The 18,735-nt window shown below is 41.7% G+C and carries 17 protein-coding genes and 1 other annotated feature; of the genes, 16 read left to right on the plus strand and 1 reads right to left on the minus strand.

Annotation, left to right across the window (positions count from 1 at the left end; translation table 11 throughout):
- Nucleotides 1-103: 103 nt before the first annotated feature.
- From FBF75_RS11380 to FBF75_RS11410, 7 genes are all read left to right on the plus strand, one after another.
- Entirely contained in the window at nucleotides 104-1,366 is a 1,263-nt protein-coding gene (locus tag FBF75_RS11380) for a Kelch repeat-containing protein (protein WP_136944757.1), read from the plus strand.
- Nucleotides 1,367-1,620: 254 nt separating this feature from the next.
- Nucleotides 1,621-1,770, plus strand: a complete 150-nt coding sequence (locus FBF75_RS11385; RefSeq protein ID WP_024427820.1) for a teichoic acid D-Ala incorporation-associated protein DltX — start codon at nucleotides 1,621-1,623, stop codon at nucleotides 1,768-1,770.
- A 14-nt stretch (nucleotides 1,771-1,784) separates the two neighbouring features.
- The gene (gene dltA, locus FBF75_RS11390; RefSeq protein ID WP_136944758.1) at nucleotides 1,785-3,290 is read left to right on the plus strand and encodes a D-alanine--poly(phosphoribitol) ligase subunit DltA; all 1,506 of its coding nucleotides are present in this window, start codon (nucleotides 1,785-1,787) and stop codon (nucleotides 3,288-3,290) included.
- Nucleotides 3,287-4,471, plus strand: a complete 1,185-nt coding sequence (gene dltB, locus FBF75_RS11395; RefSeq protein WP_035391213.1) for a D-alanyl-lipoteichoic acid biosynthesis protein DltB — start codon at nucleotides 3,287-3,289, stop codon at nucleotides 4,469-4,471. Before dltA ends, dltB begins: the two co-directional genes overlap by 4 nt.
- A 21-nt stretch (nucleotides 4,472-4,492) precedes the next feature.
- On the plus strand, nucleotides 4,493-4,729 hold the full coding sequence (gene dltC, locus FBF75_RS11400) for a D-alanine--poly(phosphoribitol) ligase subunit 2 (RefSeq protein WP_003216498.1): 237 nt from the start codon (nucleotides 4,493-4,495) through the stop codon (nucleotides 4,727-4,729).
- Entirely contained in the window at nucleotides 4,729-5,895 is a 1,167-nt protein-coding gene (gene dltD, locus FBF75_RS11405; protein WP_048003354.1) for a D-alanyl-lipoteichoic acid biosynthesis protein DltD, read from the plus strand. The genes dltC and dltD overlap by 1 nt, the downstream gene beginning before the upstream one ends.
- A 95-nt stretch (nucleotides 5,896-5,990) precedes the next feature.
- Nucleotides 5,991-6,410, plus strand: a complete 420-nt coding sequence (locus FBF75_RS11410) for a YkvA family protein (protein WP_008342863.1) — start codon at nucleotides 5,991-5,993, stop codon at nucleotides 6,408-6,410.
- A gap of 195 nt (nucleotides 6,411-6,605) precedes the next feature.
- Here FBF75_RS11410 and FBF75_RS11415 read toward each other — a convergent pair whose 3' ends face one another.
- Complete coding sequence (locus FBF75_RS11415; protein ID WP_046527132.1) at nucleotides 6,606-7,649, minus strand: lactonase family protein; 1,044 nt, start codon at nucleotides 7,647-7,649, stop codon at nucleotides 6,606-6,608.
- 432 nt (nucleotides 7,650-8,081) lie between these two features.
- Here FBF75_RS11415 and ilvE point away from each other — a divergent pair, with 432 nt between their 5' ends.
- From ilvE to ddcA, 9 genes are all read left to right on the plus strand, one after another.
- Complete coding sequence (ilvE, locus tag FBF75_RS11420; protein ID WP_008342856.1) at nucleotides 8,082-8,996, plus strand: branched-chain-amino-acid transaminase; 915 nt, start codon at nucleotides 8,082-8,084, stop codon at nucleotides 8,994-8,996.
- Nucleotides 8,997-9,004: 8 nt separating this feature from the next.
- Nucleotides 9,005-9,252: a binding site (T-box leader), on the plus strand.
- 122 nt (nucleotides 9,253-9,374) lie between these two features.
- Nucleotides 9,375-11,099: an acetolactate synthase large subunit gene (gene ilvB, locus FBF75_RS11425; protein WP_008342854.1), complete on the plus strand. Its 1,725-nt coding sequence runs from the start codon at nucleotides 9,375-9,377 to the stop codon at nucleotides 11,097-11,099.
- Nucleotides 11,096-11,614, plus strand: coding sequence for an acetolactate synthase small subunit (gene ilvN, locus FBF75_RS11430; RefSeq protein ID WP_007501584.1), 519 nt, complete (start codon nucleotides 11,096-11,098; stop codon nucleotides 11,612-11,614). Before ilvB ends, ilvN begins: the two co-directional genes overlap by 4 nt.
- Before the next feature lie 18 nt (nucleotides 11,615-11,632).
- On the plus strand, nucleotides 11,633-12,661 hold the full coding sequence (gene ilvC, locus FBF75_RS11435; protein WP_007501581.1) for a ketol-acid reductoisomerase: 1,029 nt from the start codon (nucleotides 11,633-11,635) through the stop codon (nucleotides 12,659-12,661).
- The gene (locus FBF75_RS11440) at nucleotides 12,648-14,201 is read left to right on the plus strand and encodes a 2-isopropylmalate synthase (protein ID WP_008342850.1); all 1,554 of its coding nucleotides are present in this window, start codon (nucleotides 12,648-12,650) and stop codon (nucleotides 14,199-14,201) included. Before ilvC ends, FBF75_RS11440 begins: the two co-directional genes overlap by 14 nt.
- An 18-nt stretch (nucleotides 14,202-14,219) precedes the next feature.
- Nucleotides 14,220-15,317: a 3-isopropylmalate dehydrogenase gene (gene leuB / locus FBF75_RS11445; protein ID WP_039166990.1), complete on the plus strand. Its 1,098-nt coding sequence runs from the start codon at nucleotides 14,220-14,222 to the stop codon at nucleotides 15,315-15,317.
- A 42-nt stretch (nucleotides 15,318-15,359) separates the two neighbouring features.
- A complete protein-coding gene (gene leuC / locus FBF75_RS11450; protein ID WP_007501575.1) occupies nucleotides 15,360-16,775 on the plus strand; it encodes a 3-isopropylmalate dehydratase large subunit in 1,416 nt (471 codons plus the stop codon).
- A gap of 15 nt (nucleotides 16,776-16,790) precedes the next feature.
- Nucleotides 16,791-17,390, plus strand: coding sequence for a 3-isopropylmalate dehydratase small subunit (leuD, locus tag FBF75_RS11455; RefSeq protein ID WP_008342843.1), 600 nt, complete (start codon nucleotides 16,791-16,793; stop codon nucleotides 17,388-17,390).
- A 123-nt stretch (nucleotides 17,391-17,513) separates the two neighbouring features.
- Entirely contained in the window at nucleotides 17,514-18,521 is a 1,008-nt protein-coding gene (gene ddcA, locus FBF75_RS11460) for a DNA damage checkpoint antagonist DdcA (RefSeq protein ID WP_136944759.1), read from the plus strand.
- Nucleotides 18,522-18,735: the final 214 nt, after the last annotated feature.

Raw genomic sequence — 18,735 nt, forward strand, 5'->3', positions numbered from 1 at the left:
TTAGATAATAAAGTGCTAAATTATTAAAAATATAACAAAAGTATGAAGAAAGTCATGAAAAAACCGATAAATGTTGGGTACACAATTTTAAGGAGTGATTTTCTTGAAAAAATTAGGATTAATATTCTTCTTATTTATCTCGTCATTAATTTATCCGTTACATTCGGTACAAGCGGAAACAGTAGAGTGGAAAGATCAAGCAGATTTGCCCGAGGCACGTGTTGGTGCTAGTAGTGGAGTAGTTGACGGCAAGATATATATCATAGGAGGTCAGGGGCCAACTCAACGACAAGGTGCAGATCAAACTTTTGTTTATGATCCTGAGAAAAATGAATGGTCAAGTAAAACATCAATGCCAACTCCTAGATATGGGGCTGCTACGGCAATTTTAAATGACCAAATATATGTCATAGGTGGAATGTCTACAGATGGAGTAGTAAAGACAGTAGAAGTTTATAATACTAAAAATGATTCGTGGGAAAAGCTTGAAGATATTCCACTGGAAACAAAAGTCTCACCATATAGAATATATGCGAGCAGTGTAAAAGGGAAAATTTTAGTTGTCGCAAAAGAAGGTAACTATCAAATGAAAACATACAGCTATGACCCAGATACGAAAAAGTGGGAAAAGAAAAGTTCTTTAGATTATATTGTGACTGCCGGAACGTTAAATGAGATAGATGGTAAGTTATATTTATCTGGGGGAACAGAGGGTTTAAATAAAATGGTTGGTGAATACGACCCTGACACAGATAGGTGGATGAAAAAGCAAGGTGGTTGGTCAGCGGGGTATTATGCGACAGCTGTTTACAATAATAAAGTTTTACTTACAGGTGGAACTGCTAGATTATCGGTACATGATGTAATTTTAGGAACATGGTATAGTGTTCAAACACCTAAAACCTTTTATAGAAAGGGACACTCCGCTGCCATTGTCAATGATAACCTTTATATCATTGGGGGAGAAGAAAACACAAATGGTGATGTGCCTCGTGCAAGAGAGAAATTTAAATCTGTCTTATCAATCTCTCTAAAAGAAGCATTACCTCAAGAAAACAACACCGAAACCCCAGGCGACAAAGACCCAGAACCAACCACACCGCCTAAAGACGATAATGCAACCGATGAAGACGGCGATGCTCTTCTCATCATCACAATGGTCAATGGTTTGCAAAAGGAGTATGACCTTTCAATGAAAGAAGTCAACGCCTTCCTATCATGGTACAAAAAACGTGATGCTGGCGAAGGTCCAGGGTTTTATGAAATTGACGAGCATGACAACAACAAAGGTCCTTTTGAAAGTAAAAAGGACTATGTGGTATTCAACAACATTCTCATGTTCGAAGTGAATAAATATAAAAAGTAAATAACATCAAAGCCATCTAGTCAAACTAGGTGGCTTTTACGTTTGTTCGACAGTTTTCACCAATTTTAAGGCAAATTTAAGCTTCCATTTCATTTCAATTACATTAAATCTTTGTTACAATAAGACAGCTTTGCCCGAAGACACGTTCATACTTTGGACATCTTTTTTTCATCAATTCTTAAAATTTTTATGTTTTGATATGAAACTCTTTTGATGATCCATGCGTCTTTATAAGTGTCAAAAGAAAAGAGGTTATCAATATGCTATTCAAAAAGCTATCAGAAAATAAGTCTGTAAAATGGATAGGATATACAAGCTTTTACTTACTTATTTTGCTATTATTGTTCTTTATTTACGGATTCCATACAGCAAATACGGGATCATTCATTTACAACGATTTTTAATTGGAGATTAAACTATGAAACTATTACACACGATTCATGAATACCAACAAACGAAACCGACACAGCCAGCATTTGTTTCTCAACATGCTTCGATCACATATGATGAGCTTTGGCGTCTATCAGACCAAATGGCTGGTGCGATCGATCCAGTCGCAACTGACAGTGCACCTGTCATTGTCTACGGTCATATGGAGCCAGAGATGCTGATTTCTTTTTTAGGTACTGTGAAATCAGGCAGACCTTATATTCCGGTCGACATCTCAATACCTGTCGAGCGCATCGTCTCAATCATTGAAAGCTCAAAAGCCAGTCTATTGATTTGTGCAAATGAGCAGGCTGTACCAGGTGTAGAAGAACACATTGAAGTGAAGAGTGCGGCATCGCTTTTAGCACTTGAAAAAGAAGCACCGCCGTCCACGCAGTGGGTTCAACAAGATGATGTTTTCTACATTATTTATACGTCTGGCAGTACAGGAAAACCGAAAGGCGTTCAGGTAACAGCCAATAATTTAGAAAGTTTTACAGAGTGGATGTGCCGCGACTTCCCAATTGGTGAGGGGCGCACGTTCTTAAATCAAGCGCCATTTTCTTTTGACTTATCAGTGATGGATCTATATCCAGCGCTTCAATCAGGCGGCACGCTGTACTGTTTAGTGAAAGATCTTGTGAATAAGCCAAAGGATATGTTTGCAGCGCTTGGTCAATCTGACGTTGAAGTGTGGACATCAACACCTTCCTTTGTCCAAATGTGCTTAATGGATCCTTCCTTTACAGGGGAGCTTTTACCAGAGTTGAAAGTTTTCTTGTTCTGCGGAGAGGCACTTCCTGTCTCTGTAGCAAGCGCGCTTCTTGAGCGTTTTCCTAAGGCGCAGGTCTTTAATACTTATGGTCCAACTGAAGCAACTGTTGCAATTACATCGATTGAAGTCACGCAGGAGATTCTTGATCAGCACGATTCTTTACCAGTGGGTTATGCCAAACCGGATACAGAAATCGTCATATTAGATGAAGAAGGCAAGACACTCCCTGATGGGGAAAAAGGGGAAATTGTCATCGTGGGGCCAAGCGTCACGAGAGGCTACTTAGGTGAACAAGCCTTAACGGATAAAGTGTTCTTTGAATACGAAGGACGCCCTGCTTACCGCACAGGTGACGCAGGTGTGGCGCAGGATGGTTTGATTACGTGCCACGGTCGTCTGGACTATCAAATTAAGCTACATGGATACCGGATGGAGCTTGAAGAAATTGAATATCATGTGAGCGAGACAACGTATGTCAATGCTTGTGTGATTGTGCCATTCCAGCCAAACGGTCATGTGGAGTACTTGATTGCAGCCATTGTTCCAGCAGCGCATTCCTTTGAAAAAGAATATCAGCTGACAAGTGCGATTAAGAAAGAAATGGCGGATTCACTTCCTGCGTACATGATTCCAAGAAAGTTTGTTTATCTTGAGCAGCTGTACATGACGCCAAACGGGAAGGTTGACCGTAAAAGAATCGCGAAAGAGGTTCTTCTATGATCCCGTTTAGTTCATTCTTTTTCTTCATTCTAATTGGTATTCTTCTTTTGCCGACGATGATTCTTGGTCTACGCGGCAAAAGAATGCAGGGCTACAACATGTTTGCAACGGTTGTGGCACTCGCGCTTATTTTCTCAAAGGATGCACATGGCGCTTTGTTGCTGTTCTTGTTTACAGTGTGGCAAGTCTTGATCATCCGCCTATACCTTGCGTACCGGCTGAAGGCGAACCGTGCGTCTGTCTTCTATATGGCAGTGGTGGCATCGATTTTGCCGCTTGTGCTATCAAAGATTTTACCGTTCTTTTTAACTCATCAGCCGCATCAACCGCCGCCAATGAACTGGCTGAGCTTTTTGGGGATCTCGTACTTAACATTTAAAGGTGTTCAGTTAATTATCGAGACAAGAGACGGCTTGATTAAAAAGAAAATCCCGATTCACCGTTTGGTTTATTTCATTGTCTTTTTCCCGACGATTTCATCAGGTCCAATTGATCGTTACCGCCGGTTTGAAAAGGATATGGATACACCGCCTGAAAAGGAAGCTTACAGTGATCTTTTATACGCCGGAATTCATAAAATTTTTATTGGGTTCTTATATAAGTTCATTATTGGTTATCTCATTCACACGTATATTCTCATGAATATTCATCACATTAGCAGCAGTCACTTTGTTCAACAGTTAACGTATATGTATGCGTACAGTATGTATTTGTTCTTTGACTTTGCTGGATATACAGCATTTGCTGTAGGTGTGAGTTATATCATGGGCATTAAATCACCAGAAAACTTTAATAAACCGTTTATCAGCCGTAATATTAAAGACTTCTGGAATCGCTGGCACATGTCGCTATCCTTCTGGTTCAGAGATTATGTGTTTATGAGATTTGTGTTCTTTATGACAAAGAAGAAGTGGATCAAGAACCGAATGGCTGTATCAAATATTGGGTACTTTGTCCTCTTTCTATTGATGGGTGCTTGGCATGGTCTCGCCCTTCAATACATTATTTACGGACTATACCATGCAGTTGTGATGTCCGGTTACAATTTATTTGAGAAGTGGAATAAAAAGCACAAGTGGTGGCCGGATAATAAGGTCACAATGGTTGTGTCGATCATCATTACATTCCATGTGATTTGTTTCGGATTTTATATTTTTTCAGGAAAACCATTTCATCATTAATGATTAAGGGAGTAGAAAATTATGGAATTTAAAAATCAAGTATACGGTATTATTGCAGAGGTTTGTCAGGACGACGTTGTGAAAGAAAATCCAGAGATTGCAATTTTTGACGAAGGTCTTCTAGATTCATTTGGTACAGTAGAACTACTTATGGCAATTGAAAGTCAACTTGGAATTACTGTTCCGATCACAGAGTTTGATCGTGATGTGTGGGATACACCGAATCACATTGCTGAGCAGCTGGCAGAGATGAAGTAATGAAAAAGCGTTTTTTTGGGCCGCTTATTTTAGCGGCTGTTCTATTCATTGGTGTTCTTCTTGTACCAAATGCATGGCTCTCACATCTGATCCCAAAAGACAAATTACAAAAGTCAGCCACAGAATTAGATCCAGGGATGTTCCAAGGGCTTTATTTACAAGATGAAATGCTAAAAGATCCAACTTATTTGCCGATCTATGGATCTTCTGAACTATCCCGTTTTGATCCATATCACCCTTCGAATTTCTTTCATGAAAATCCTCAAGGGTTTACACCTTATCTTGTTGGAAAAGGTGGATCGCAATCATTAATTCATGCCATGAACTTTGCAGCGCATATGGATGAGTTAAAAGGGAAAAAGCTTGTGTTTATCGTGTCCCCGCAGTGGTTTGTCAAAGGGGGATCAGACGAGAATCACTTTGCTCCTAACTATTCAGCGCTTCAGGCGCTTGATCTCGCTTATAATAAAGAAATTGATCCAGCTGTGAAAAAAGAGCTTATCAAAAGAATCATGAAGTTTAAGGCAGTAAAGAACGACATGGTCATCACAGAGCTTTTTAAAGCAGAGCTTTCTGGGAACAAATTCGCTTATGGCGCGATTTCTCCTATTGCAAAAATGTATTATGGCATGCTTCAAAAGAAAGACATGTACTATACGATCGGGTCTGGGCATGAGCGCAAGCATCGTCCGTCTCCTTCAGTGAAAGGGAAAACATGGACTGAGCTTGAAAAAGAAGCAAGCGTCTTAGGATCTGAAAAAGCAGGGGACAACCCGTTTTATATTGATCAGAGATTGTTTGATCGAAAGCTGAAGCCGATCATGAAAAAGATGAAGGATTCTCGTCGTGACAATTCTTATGCAGCATCACCTGAATATAAAGATTTCCAGATCATGCTGGATATTTTAAAACAGGCAGGGGCGAAGCCTTTATTCGTGACGATTCCCGTCAACGGAAAATGGTATGATTACACTGGTTTTCCGAAAGAGGGACGTACAGATTATTATCAAAAAATCAATCGTCAAATTCGAGATAATGGGTATGAAGTCGCAGATTTGACTTCTCATGAGTATGACCCATATTTCTTTAAGGATACGATTCATGTGTCGTATAAAGGATGGGTATATATCGATAAGGCGATCGAAAAATTTTACAAAGAGCAGTAGAACGCAGCAGCTTTCTGCTGCTTTTTGTTTGTCGAATGAGTGGATTTCTTGTATAAATAAGGTGGAAGGGCTATGCTGAATATGGAGGCGATACGATGAATCGTTCTGAGAAAAAAGAACTATTAAAGCGTTCAAAGAAGCATTTTAATGATCATGCCTTTTGGGAAAAGTTAAAAAAGACGGCACAAAAAGCTGGAGTTTCTCTTGTCTATGCTGTGTTATTACTTTATTATACATTGCAAAAACCCGAAGTACCGGTTAAAGCGAAGACCCTCATTATTGGGGCGCTAGGGTACTTTATCCTTCCGATTGATCTGATCCCTGATACATTGGTGGGGATCGGCTACACAGATGATCTAGGCGCCATCACATTTGCTCTGCTTCAAGTGGCAATGTACATTGATGACGATGTCAAAGGAAAAGCGAAAGACAGGCTGGGAAAATGGTTCGGTGAAAAAAGCGATACGTCTTTCATTGATCAAAAGCTTGAAGATGGCGGTATGCCGTCTGCTTAAAGAAAAGCCTCTTAAACGGAGGCTTCAGCGTGTAGACAAACCCTCGCATTCTTTGTCAGTCCTGCGCTCCGGTGCTCGTTCTTCCTAGACTTCAAGGGTTTTCAACTACGCTGAAAAAAAGACAAAGGGCTAAAATAAAGTTCATTTTAGCCCTTTGTCAACAATCTATTGCCTCCTAAACGGAGGCTTTTTTCATTATCCTAAAAATTTCACACAAACCGGATGCGGAACGGTGATGTCTGATTGTAAGACAGTGAGTCGACCGGTTTCTTTGTCACGTTTGTATAACACAAGGTTGCTAGATTCTTGGTTTGAGCCGACGAGAAATTCTTCTGTTGGATCAAGGACAAAGTCTCTAGGCCAATTTCCTTCAGATGAAGCAATGTCAACGAGGCTTAGTTTGCCGTCATCATCTGCTTTGAAAATGGCAATGCTGTCATGTCCACGATTTCCTGCATACACAAATTGACCGTCAGAAGACACATGAATGGCGCTGCCTTGATTATTCTCTGTGAAGTCATTAGGAATGGTTGCGATCGTTTGGATCTCTTCGAAATGACCATCTTCAAAGTAACGAAGTACAATGACCTCTGAGCTGAGCTCTGTCATGACATAGGCCACAGGTTTCGTTGGGTGGAATGTGATATGACGAGGGCCGCTGCCTGGTTTTGTTTCAAATGTATGGGCAAGCTCAAGTTTGCCGTTTTCTTTCTTATACGTATAAATTCCGTCTGTGCCAAGGTCAACAGCTACTGCAAATTGTTCATCAGGTGTCAAACCCATAAAGTGAGTGTGCGGTTTTTCTTGACGGTCTTCGTTTGGTCCAGTGCCTTCATGTTGCGCCTGTGACAGCGTGCGGATCACTGAGCCGTTTTCAGCATCAATTTCGTACATCTCTGCTGTTCCTTTATGATAGTTTGCCGTAAACGCCGTTTTCGTTTGGCTATCCACGCTGACGTGACAAGGAGAAGCCCCATCGGCAAGCTCTTGGTTGATGAAACGAAGTGCGCCGGTGTCGGCATCAATTTGATACGCAGCAAGACCGCCCTGTGCTCCTTCTTTCACAACAGCATACACAAACTTTTGAGAATCTGAGACAGTTAAATATGTAGGATTTTCAAGTTCTGCAGCCACTTCTACTTGTTCAATCTGCTGCTTGTCCGTATTTAAAGTAAAAGAATAGATTCCTTTGCTGTCTCCCTTTGTATACGTTCCGATATAACCTCTGATGTTAGCCATGTATTGCCCTCCTTCTATTAGATGCTCTCATTCTATCACAAATTCATAGGAAAACGCTTTAGAAAGGCATGCTGAAGGAAAAAACAAACGCAATGAAATCTCACAATATTCTTCAAAAACCGTGTGAAAAAATATTACAAAAGCTTGTTCAAAAGAAAACCGTTCATGTAGAGTAAATAAATTGAAGAAAAAATACAAAAAATTTTAAGTTTTTTCATTCCTTGTCTAGCAAAGGTGTAAGCGTATACATTTTATTTTGATTAGTCTAAATTGTCTAATAATTTTAAAAATGCTGTTGACACTGTATGGAAAGCGGCGTAAGATGGGTTCAACAAAAGCAAACAGACACGCAGAGTAAGCGTGAGACACTTCAATATAAAGTGTCTGAAAATTCAACTACTTTTTGTTTGAAAGAGAGGGTGCTCACTGAAGATGGAAGACCAAAAGGAACAGTGGATCTTTTTAAACGATGAACTCGTGAAAAAAGAGGATGCGAAAATTTCAGTTTATGATCATGGCTTCTTATATGGTGACGGTGTGTTCGAAGGAATACGTGTATATAACGGAAATATCTTTCGAATGAAAGAACACTTAGATCGCCTGTATGATTCCGCTAGATCCATTATGCTGAACATTCCATATTCACTTGAGGAGCTCACTGAAAAAATGATTCATACAGTTGAAAGGAACGGCCTAAAAGATGCCTATATCCGCCTTGTTGTCTCAAGAGGAGCCGGTGATCTTGGCTTAGATCCAAACAACTGCGGGAGAGCCAACACAGTGATCATTGTAGAGCCGCTGGCCATCTTTCCAAAGCACCTATATGAAACAGGTATTGATATTGTGACAGTACCGACAAGGCGAAATCGTCCTGACGTACTAAGTCCAAAAGTGAAATCATTAAACTATTTGAATAACATTCTTGTCCGAATCGAAGCCCATATGGCCGGTGTGAGTGAAGCGCTGATGCTGAACGATCAAGGGTACGTGGCAGAAGGTTCTGCAGACAATGTGTTTATTTATAAAAAAGGTAAGCTCTATACACCGCCAGGTTATATCGGCGCTCTTGAAGGCATCACAAGAAATGCCATCATGGAGATTGCAGAAGACTTAGGCTACGAAGTGAAAGAAGAACCTTTCACAAGACATGATGTGTATACAGCTGAAGAAGTCTTCCTGACAGGAACCGCTGCCGAAGTCATCGCTGTTGTAAAAGTTGACGGCCGTATCATTGGCGAAGGAAAGCCAGGGTTCCACACAAACAAACTTCTTGAACAATTCCGCAAGCGAGTCGTTGAAGAAGGAGAAAAAGTAGTCTTTACCGATGAGAACATTCACGCAAGCTAAATAGATATCGATAAACGTTGAAGAGGACTAGTAGCTTTAGAGTCAGTATCTACAGAGAGCCGGTGCTAGCTGGAAACCGGTGTTACTTTCTAAAGTGAACTCACCTCTGAGTGTCTGCTTGAAATGATAGTAGGGCAGACCGAGTGACATTGCATCACTCGTTACCAAAATGGATGAAAGATGTCCATGAGACGGCAGCATGATTTGCCGTGAACAAGGGTGGTACCGCGAAAAACAAAGCTTTTTCGCCCCTTTGACCTAGTGAAAAGTAGTGTCATTGTGGGGTGAGAAGGCTTTTTTATATGGTCTCATATCTCTATCTTGAATGGAAAAGGGTGAAAGGACTTGACTGAAGCAAGACAAAGAGGAGGAAATCAAATGGGGACAAATGTACAAATGGAGACGGAAAAATCAAATGCACCACAAACGATGAACGGTGCACTCATGTTAATTGAAGCACTCAAAAGAGAAAAAGTAGAAGTCATTTTTGGTTATCCTGGCGGAGCCGTTTTACCAATCTACGATAAAATTTACGATTCTGGTTTATTTCATGTTCTGCCAAGACATGAGCAAGGAGCGATTCACGCAGCGGAGGGATACGCAAGAGTATCTGGTAAACCAGGCGTTGTTATTGCCACATCAGGACCGGGGGCAACAAACCTAGTCACAGGAATTGCAGATGCGATGATTGATTCACTACCTATGGTTATCTTCACTGGACAGGTGGCAACCTCAGTCATTGGATCAGATGCATTCCAAGAAGCAGATGTACTTGGTATCACAATGCCAATCACAAAACACAGCTATCAAGTGAGACGTCCAGAAGAGTTACCGGGTGTCATTAAAGAGGCATTTCACATCGCAACAACCGGCAGACCTGGTCCAGTCTTGATTGATATTCCAAAAGATGTCGCTGGTATTGAAGGGACATTTGAATACGATCAGCCAATCGATTTGCCTGGTTATCAGCCGAAAATTGAGCCGAATTATTTGCAAATTCGCAAGTTAGTAGAAGCTGTAAGCAGAGCAAAGAAACCAGTTATTCTAGCAGGAGCTGGCGTTCTTCATGGCAAAGCGTCGGAAGAATTAAGGCAATATGTAGAGCAGCAGCAAATCCCTGTCGCCCATACATTGCTTGGGCTTGGTGGATTCCCGGCAAAGCATCCTCTATTCCTAGGAATGGCGGGTATGCACGGCACATATGCAGCGAACATGGCACTACATCAATGTGACTTACTCATTTCAATCGGAGCGAGATTTGATGACAGGGTAACCGGCAACCTCAATCATTTTGCAAAGCATGCGAAGGTGGCTCATATTGATATCGACCCAGCGGAAATTGGTAAAAACATTCACACCCATATCCCAGTTGTTGGTGACAGTAAGCTAGTGCTTCAAGAACTGATCAAGCAGGACGGGAAACAAGGTGAATCAGACGAGTGGAAGAGCCAGCTAAATCAGTGGAAGGAAGAATATCCACTCTGGTACGTTGAAAACGAAGCTGAAGGTTTTAAACCTCAAAAGCTGATCGAATACATTCATCAATTTACAAAAGGTGAAGCCATTGTGGCAACTGATGTCGGACAGCACCAAATGTGGGCTGCACAGTTCTATCCATTTGAAAATGCCGATAAGTGGGTGACATCTGGTGGGCTTGGCACAATGGGATTTGGTTTACCGGCAGCGATTGGCGCGCAGCTAGCTGATCAAGAGGCAACGGTTGTGGCGATTTTAGGAGACGGAGGTTTTCAAATGACCCTGCAAGAACTTGCCGTTATCCGTGAGCTGAACCTTCCAGTGAAAGTGATTGTTCTGAATAATCACAGTCTTGGAATGGTAAGACAATGGCAAGAAATTTTTTACGAAGAACGCTACTCACATTCTAAATTTTCAGAGCAGCCAGACTTCGTGAAATTATCTGAAGCTTATGGCATTAAAGGGATCAGAATCTCATCAGACGAAGAGGCGCAAGAAAAACTCGAAGAAGCCTTAACCTCTAGAGAGCCTGTTTTCATCGATGTCAATGTAGCGAGAGATGAGAAAGTATTCCCGATGGTAGCACCGGGGAAAGGACTTCATGAGATGGTGGGGGTGAAACCTTGAAAAGAATTATTGTGTTGACTGTATTAAATCGATCAGGCGTACTGAACAGAATCACAGGCCTTTTTACGAAAAGACACTACAATATTGAAAGTATTACGGTCGGCCATTCTGAGATTCAAGATGTATCACGCATCACGTTCGTCGTCCATGTAGACCAGGAGAAAGACATCGAACAGCTGACAAAACAGCTGAACAAACAAATCGATGTCCTCAAAGTAACGGATATTACAAACCAATCAATCGTTCAGCGAGAGCTGGCTTTGATAAAAGTCGTATCTGCACCAGCATCTAGAATGGAAATCACAGGGGTCATTGAACCTTTTAGAGCTTCTATTGTAGATGTGAGCAGAGAGAGTGTCGTCATTCAGGTGACAGGTGAGTCTTCAAAAATTGAAGCACTCATTGAATTACTTAAGCCATACGGCATTAAAGAAGTCGCCAGAACTGGCACCACGGCCTTTGCGAGAGATAATCAGCAAAAGCCGCAAACAAATAAAACAATTTCAATTGTCTAAACAAAAGGAGAGAGTCAAATGGTAAAAGTATATTATAACGGTGATATTCAAGAAAACGTATTAAATGGTCAAAAGGTAGCTATCATTGGTTACGGATCACAAGGTCATGCACATGCATTGAACTTAAAAGAGAGCGGCGTAGATGTGATTGTCGGTGTGAGAAAAGGCGGATCTTATACAAAAGCACAAGAAGACGGCCATCAAGTATTCACAGTAAAAGAAGCAGCAGCACAAGCAGATGTCGTCATGGTATTACTTCCAGATGAGCAGCAAAAGAAAGTATATGATGAAGAAATCAAAGATCAATTAGAAGCAGGTAATTCACTTGTATTCGCACACGGATTCAACGTTCACTTCCATCAAATTGTTCCTCCAAGTGACGTAGATGTGTATCTTGTGGCTCCAAAAGGTCCAGGACATCTTGTAAGAAGAACATATGAGCAAGGCGCTGGTGTACCTGCACTATTTGCTATCTATCAAGATGTATCAGGTCAAGCGAAAGACAAAGCACTTGCTTATGCAAAAGCAATCGGCGGAGCAAGAGCGGGCGTTCTTGAAACAACATTTAAAGAAGAAACAGAAACGGATCTATTCGGTGAGCAGGCAGTTCTTTGTGGAGGTCTTACTTCATTAGTAAAAGCAGGTTTTGAAACATTAACAGAAGCTGGTTATCAGCCAGAGCTTGCATACTTCGAGTGTCTGCATGAACTGAAATTGATCGTTGACCTTATGTATGAAGAAGGATTAGAAGGTATGAGATATTCAATCTCTGATACAGCGCAATGGGGTGACTTCGTATCAGGACCACGCGTTGTGGATGCAAAAGTAAAAGAATCAATGAAAGCAGTCTTGACTGACATCCAAAACGGAACATTCGCAAAAGAATGGATTGTTGAAAACCAAGTGAATCGTCCACGTTTCAATGCGATCAATGCAAATGAAAATGAGCACCAAATTGAAATCGTCGGAAGAAAGCTTCGTGAAATGATGCCTTTCGTTAAACAAGGAAAGAAAAAGGAAGCGGTGAGCGTCGGTGCGAAAAATTAATTTTTTTGACACAACACTTCGAGATGGAGAGCAATCACCAGGAGTGAACTTAAATGCACAAGAAAAGCTAATCATTGCTAAGCAGCTTGAGCGCCTTGGGGTTAATATCATTGAAGCGGGTTTTCCCGCTTCATCCCGAGGGGATTTCTTAGGCGTACAAGAAATTGCAAGAACGATTAAGAACTGTTCAGTTGCAGGACTTGCACGATGTGTGAAAGGTGACATCGATGCTGCATGGGACGCATTAAAAGATGGAGCTCAACCAAGAATACACGTCTTTATTGCGACTTCTGACATTCACCTCAAGCATAAACTAAAGAAAACACGTGAAGAAGTGGTTGAACAAGCTGTTTCAATGGTGAAATATGCGAAAGAGCGCTTCCCAGTTGTTCAGTGGTCAGCAGAAGATGCATGCCGGACAGATCTTTCTTTCCTAGCAGAAATTGTAGAAAAAGTGATCGACGCAGGCGCAAGTGTCATTAACTTGCCTGACACTGTTGGATACCTAGCACCAAAAGAGTACGGAAATATCTTTAAATATATGAAGGAACACGTTCCAAATATCGATCAAGTCATCTTGTCAGCACACTGTCATGATGATTTAGGAATGGCTGTAGCGAACTCACTTGCTGCCATTGAAAATGGAGCAGATCAAATTGAAACGGCTGTCAACGGTATTGGAGAGCGCGCAGGGAATGCTGCTTTAGAAGAAATTGCAGTTGCCCTTCATATTCGCAAAGACTTTTACCAAGTCGAATCAACCATTCAGTTGAATGAAATTAAGCGTACAAGTGATGTAGTGAGCAAATACTCAGGTATGATTGTACCGCGTAATAAAGCAGTCGTTGGAAACAATGCATTTGCTCATGAATCAGGTATTCACCAAGATGGATTCCTCAAAGAAAAAACAACCTATGAAATTATCTCTCCAGAGCTTGTAGGCGTCACAACAGATGTGCTTGTCCTTGGTAAACACTCCGGAAGACACGCGTTTAAAGACCGCTTAAAAACACTCGGCTTTAAATTGACTGAAGAAGAAATCAATAAGTTCTTCGAAACTTTTAAGAACTTAACAGAGAAGAAGAAAGAAATCACAGATGATGATTTGATCTCTATTATATTAGAAGAAAAAGTAGCAGACCGGAAAATTGGCTATGAATTTGAAAGTCTTCAAGTTCATTATGGGACAGAGCAAATGCCGACAGCAACAGTCTCTCTTAAAAATCAAGAAACGCAGGAAGTCATTCAAGAAGCAGCTACAGGTGCAGGCAGTGTAGAAGCTGTGTACAACACGCTTGAGCGCTGTATGGAGGAAAGAATTCATTTGCTAGACTATCGTATTCAATCAAATGGAAAAGGCAGAGACGCACTAGCGGAAGTATATGTCACTGTTTCAATAGAAGGAAAAGAAACAGCAGGACGCGGTGTAGCGCAAGATGTGCTGGAAGCATCGGCTAAAGCTTACGTCAATGCAGTGAATAGACATTTAATCTTTAAATCAAACCTAATAGAAATTGAGAAACATCACGCCATCTCATAAGAAAGGAGGAAGGGACTCATGAAAAAGAAAATTGCACTTTTGCCCGGCGATGGAATCGGACCGGAAGTCGTCACATCAGCCGTCGCTGTCCTGAAAGAGACAGCGGCTCAATTTCAACACGAATTTGAATTCGAAACAGCTCTCATTGGCGGTATAGCGATAGATGAAAAAAACAATCCGCTCCCTAAAGAAACAGTAGAAGTTTGCAAAAGCGCAGATGCGATTTTATTAGGAGCCGTTGGCGGACCAAAGTGGGATCAAAACCCGCCAGAACTTCGCCCAGAAAAAGGCTTGCTCTCCATTCGCAAGCAGCTGGACTTATTTGCGAACATCCGTCCTGTCAAAGTATTTGATAGCTTGAGTGAGGCTTCACCGTTAAAACAAGATCACATTAGCGGAGTAGATTTCGTCATCGTTCGTGAATTAACTGGAGGCCTCTACTTTGGCGAACCAAGTGAGCGCTACACGGATGATGAAGGAAAAGAAGCTGCGGTTGATACACTTCTTTATACAAAGGAAGAGATTGTTCGTGTATTAAAAGAAGCGTTCGACATGGCGTTAACGAGACGGAAAAAAGTAACGTCTGTGGATAAAGCAAATGTTCTCGCTTCGAGTAAACTATGGCGGGATGCGGTAGAAGAAGTTGCATCACAATATCCAGATGTCGCATATGAGCACATGCTCGTCGATAATGCCGCGATGCAGCTGATTTATAAGCCCGCTCAATTTGATGTCATCGTGACAGAGAATATGTTTGGTGACATTTTAAGTGACGAAGCATCTATGATTACTGGCTCACTCGGCATGCTGCCATCTGCTAGTTTATCAAGCACCGGCCTTCATTTATATGAGCCGATTCATGGTTCAGCACCCGATATTGCGGGGCAAAATGTCGCAAACCCTCTGGCTACTATATTGTCAGCAGCCAGCTTGCTTAGAACATCCTTTGCTTTAGAAGAAGAAGCGGCCGCAATTGAAGCAGCTGTGGAAGCTGTTCTTGCCTCTGGCAAACGAACAAAGGACCTAGCATCAAAAGAGGGAACGTATGAAACAACTGATGATATCACGAAAGCCGTTGTAGATGCACTCAAACAACGTACGAAAACAATTGTATAAATAGAAATCTTGTTGAATTAGGTAGAGGGAGGAAAAAGGGTTATGCCTCGAACAATCATCGAAAAAATATGGGATCAGCATGTTGTTAAAAATGGCGAGGGAAAACCAGACCTTTTATATATTGATCTGCACTTGGTGCATGAGGTGACGTCACCTCAAGCATTTGAAGGATTAAGACAAAAAGGGCGCAAGGTGCGAAGACCACAAAACACATTTGCGACGATGGATCACAACATTCCGACTGTGAATCGATTTGTGATCAAAGATGAGATTGCGAAGAAGCAAGTCAGTGCTCTAGAGCGCAACTGTGCTGAATTCGGGGTCCGTCTAGCTGACCTTCACAGTGTAGACCAAGGAATTGTTCATGTCGTTGGACCAGAGCTTGGTTTAACACTTCCGGGGAAAACAATCGTGTGTGGAGATAGTCATACATCTACTCATGGCGCATTTGGTGCACTTGCCTTTGGGATTGGCACAAGTGAGGTTGAGCATGTGCTTTCCACACAAACACTTTGGCAGCAGCGTCCGAAGACACTAGAAATTAGAGTAGACGGAACGCTTCAAAAAGGGGTAACAGCCAAAGATGTCATTTTAGCAGTCATTGGCGCACATGGCGTGAAGTTCGGTTCAGGTTATGTCATTGAATACACTGGGGAAGTATTCAGAAACATGTCAATGGATGAGCGGATGACCGTTTGTAATATGTCAATTGAAGCAGGCGCAAGAGCAGGATTGATCGCACCTGATGAAGTGACCTTTGAATATTGCCGCGGACGCAAATACGCACCGCAGGGTGAAGATTTTGAAGCAGCGATCAAAGAATGGAAAGAACTAAGAACAGATCCGGGTGCGACCTATGATAAAACCATTGTTTTAGATGGAAATCATATTTCACCAATGGTCACGTGGGGAATTAACCCAGGAATGGTGCTCCCTGTGGATGCGGCAATTCCAGGACCTGAAGATTTTGCACAAGAAGATGACCAAAAAGAAGCAAAACGTGCTTATGAATACATGGGGGTTCACCCGCATCAGCGTATTGAAGATATTACGATTGAGCATGTGTTTATTGGCTCATGTACGAACTCAAGAATGACTGATTTACGCCAAGCCGCTTCTATGATTGAAGGACAAAAAGTAGCTGATCATGTCAGAGCGATTGTGGTTCCTGGCTCACAAAGTGTCAAACTGCAAGCAGAAGAAGAAGGTCTTCATGAAATTTTCCTAGAAGCAGGATTTGAATGGAGAGAATCTGGCTGTAGTATGTGCCTCAGCATGAATAACGATGTGGTGCCAGAAGGTGAACGCTGTGCATCTACATCAAACCGTAACTTTGAGGGACGTCAAGGGAAGGGTGCAAGAACGCATCTAGTCAGCCCGGCAATGGCTGCGATGGCAGCCATACATGGCCGATTTGTCGATGTCAGGAAGTTTAATCAAGAGAAAACAGTCGTGTAAGGAGTTGTGTCATAGATGGAGCCTTTAGTCACTCATAAAGGAAAAGCCGCTGTGCTTAACCGTATAAATGTAGATACAGATCAAATCATTCCGAAACAGTTTTTGAAAAGAATCGAACGAACAGGATATGGCCGATTTGCCTTCTTCGACTGGCGATATTTAGCAGATGGCAGTCCGAATCCAGATTTTGAACTCAATCAGCCGATTTATGAAGGAGCCTCTATTTTGATCGCAGGCGAAAACTTTGGCTGCGGATCATCAAGGGAACATGCGCCTTGGGCACTTGATGATTATGGTTTCAAAATTGTCATTGCCCCATCTTTCGCCGATATTTTTCATCAAAACTGTTTTAAAAACGGGATGCTTCCAATCCGCCTTGATTATGATGTGTGGAAAACGTTTGCTGCATCATATGAAAACAAAGGATATGAAATGACAGTTGATCTGGAAAAACAACAGATTCAAGACCATGAAGGGAATGTTACTCCTTTCGATGTAGATCCACACTGGAGAGAAATGCTCCTGAATGGCTATGATGAGATTTCATTAACATTGTTACTAGAAGATGAGATTCAAGCATTTGAAGAAAAACGTAGCAGCTGGCTGCGTGCATAAACAACGAGAAGCCGTCCCCGTGGTGTGACGGCTTCTTTTTTGCATGAAAACCTCTCGTTACTTGTGTTTACTAACCTTCGTTGGTAAACTGATAAAAAATATGCGCCCGAAAGGAACGTAAGCATGAAACATGACAAGAAGAAAGATAATGTCATTTTGTTTCCTGGTCTGAAAGAAAGACTGATTGAAAAAGGAATGGCAGCATTAAAAGATAAACAGTATCAAGAGGCGCTTCACTTATTTTCAGAAGCGAAATCGTATGATGACGATGAAGAATCCGATATTCATCTCGGTATGGCGATTTGTTTTCTAGAGCTTGGTGAGCTGCAGGATGCAAAGCGAGTCTGTGAAAAGATGCTACATGAAGGATATGGACACTATTTCACTGTGCTTCAAGTATATATGACCATCTTAATTCAGCTGAAAGAGTACGAGGAAGTCAAACAAACAATTGAGGCTGTCCTTGAAGAAAATCACCTTCCAGCAGAAAGTGCGGAGCATTTTTATAAGCTGCTTGAATTTAGCAGAAAGATGATTGAATCACCAGAAGAGATTTTAGACGAAGAAGAGGAAGGCAGCGGAGAAATCAATATAGATGAAATGCTCGAGCGGCCAGAAGAGCAGGTGCAGTTCATCCATTCGCTGAAAGACCGAAACATCACGCCGCATATGGGTCTATTAAATACGATCCTACAAAAGCCTGATGGAAACCCTTTGGTCAAATCATTGATCCTGCAACTTCTGTCAGATCATGATGTGGCAAAGCCGGTTCATGTGACGAAGTTCGGTGATTCATTAACGCTTGTTCCTTCTGAGGCTGTCAAGCCAGAGCAAATGCCACTGCTTCAGCAAGTCCTTCGAAAGCTCGATGACACACTCGGTAATGAGAACCCAACCCTTTACCAAGGAGTTGAAGAGTTATGGCGCCGGCACTTATTTGTGCTATATCCATTTCTTCCTAAATATACGGATCCGAGTCTTTGGGCTGCGGCACTTCATAAAGTCGGCTATGAAATGCATGGAATCGAGATTGACCTCGAAGAATTGCATTTATTGTATGATTTTAACGAACGAGAGCTGAGAGAAGCTTGTACAATGCTGAAAGATATTGAAGAAATTTCTTATTTGTAATTTGTCGATTTAGTTGAAAGACGGACTTGTTATGTTATAATATAATGGTTGTATTTGTGCATATATCGTGCGGTTGTAAGATTCCAACGGTTGAAAGACGTTATGTATAATCAAGTCAAATGTTGTATACATAAGACCGCTTCTTTAGCGGAGTGCGTGGTTTTTGATTGGACGAAGTCTTTATGATGCTTTAGAATGTAACAACGCACAATCT

The sequence above is a fragment of the Bacillus sp. S2(2019) genome (assembly GCF_005144805.1).
Taxonomy (GTDB): domain Bacteria; phylum Bacillota; class Bacilli; order Bacillales; family Bacillaceae; genus Bacillus; species Bacillus altitudinis.